Origin of the sequence: Microbispora sp. CL1-1 (genome assembly GCF_012034195.1) — a bacterium.
Lineage (GTDB): Bacteria > Actinomycetota > Actinomycetes > Streptosporangiales > Streptosporangiaceae > Microbispora.
In genome coordinates, this window is sequence record NZ_JAATEK010000134.1 from 1 (window position 1) to 1,199 (window position 1,199).

1 protein-coding gene is annotated in these 1,199 nt (G+C 70.5%); it reads left to right on the forward strand.

The window, feature by feature from the left end; all coding sequences use genetic code 11:
• On the forward strand, positions 1-1,182 hold a 1,182-nt coding region (locus HCK04_RS40275), incomplete at its 5' end, for an IS110 family transposase (RefSeq protein WP_142652771.1).
• Between the last annotated feature and the right edge of the window lie 17 nt (positions 1,183-1,199).

Below are 1,199 nucleotides of genomic sequence, written 5' to 3' on the forward strand. Positions count from 1 at the left end.
GTTTCCAAGGAGTTCCACTGGGCCGAGATCAAGGTCGCTGAGACCGGGAAGGTGCTGCTCAGCCGCCGCTTCGACAACGCCCCCGGTGCCATTGGCGAGCTGATCGAGCACATCACCGTCGCGCAGGCCGAGCACGGCCCGGCCACTGTCGGGATCGACGTGCTGGGTGGTATCGCCGGCCTGCTGGAGGCGATGCTGCTGCACGCGGGCCTTGCCGTGGTCCATGTGCCGGGGATGGCGGTCAACCGGGCACGGCGCGCCACCGTGGGCGGGGAGCGCAAGAGCGACCCCAAGGACGCCCGCGTGATCGCCGATCAGGTGCGCATGCGCGATGACCTGCGACCAGTGCAGCCGGGCCGGGAACTGGACGCCGAACTGCGGCTGCTGGTCGGCCGGCGTGCGGAGCTGGTCACCGACGCCACCCGGCGGGCCGCCCGCCTGCGGGATCTGCTCACCTCGATCCACCCCGGCCTGGAGCGAGTGGTCGATGTCACCGGCAAGCTCGGTCTCCACCTGCTGACCCGCTTCGTCACTCCGGCCGAGATCCGCGACGCCGGGCTGGAGGACGTACTGGCCCATCTGCGCCAGGTGCGGCATGTGAAGGCGTCGATGGTCCGAGCGCTGGCCGAGGCGGCGATCGACGCCGCGGCAGCCCAGCACATCGCCGTCCCCGGGCAGACGGTGGCTGCGGACATCATCCGCGACCTGGCGGCCGAAGCGCTGGCCGGACGTGAACGGCTGGCCCAGCTCGATGCGCGCATCCAGGAGGTGCTGGCGCGCCACCCTGATGCGGCCCTCATCCTCAGCCTGCCGGGGATGGGGGCGACCCTGACTGCGGAGTTCCTCGCCGAAACCGGCGGCATTGCCCGATTCGCCAGCCCCGACCAGCTCGCCTCGGCCGCGGGCCTGGCCCCGGTGCTCAAGCAGTCGGGCAAGGTCCGCTACTTGCAGCGCGCCACGGCAGGCAACAAGGCCCTCAAGCGGGTCTTCTACCAGTCGGCCTTCATCGCTATCAGCTGCGACCCGGCCAGCCGGGCCTTCTACGACCGCAAACGCGCCGCAGGCAAACGGCATCACCAGGCCCTCATCGCCCTGGCCCGCCGCCGTGTCAACGTCCTGCACGCGATTCTGCGGCACAGGAGGCCGTACGACCCTAGCCATGTCCGGGCTGCGGTGGCTTGACAAAAGCATTAGGCAGC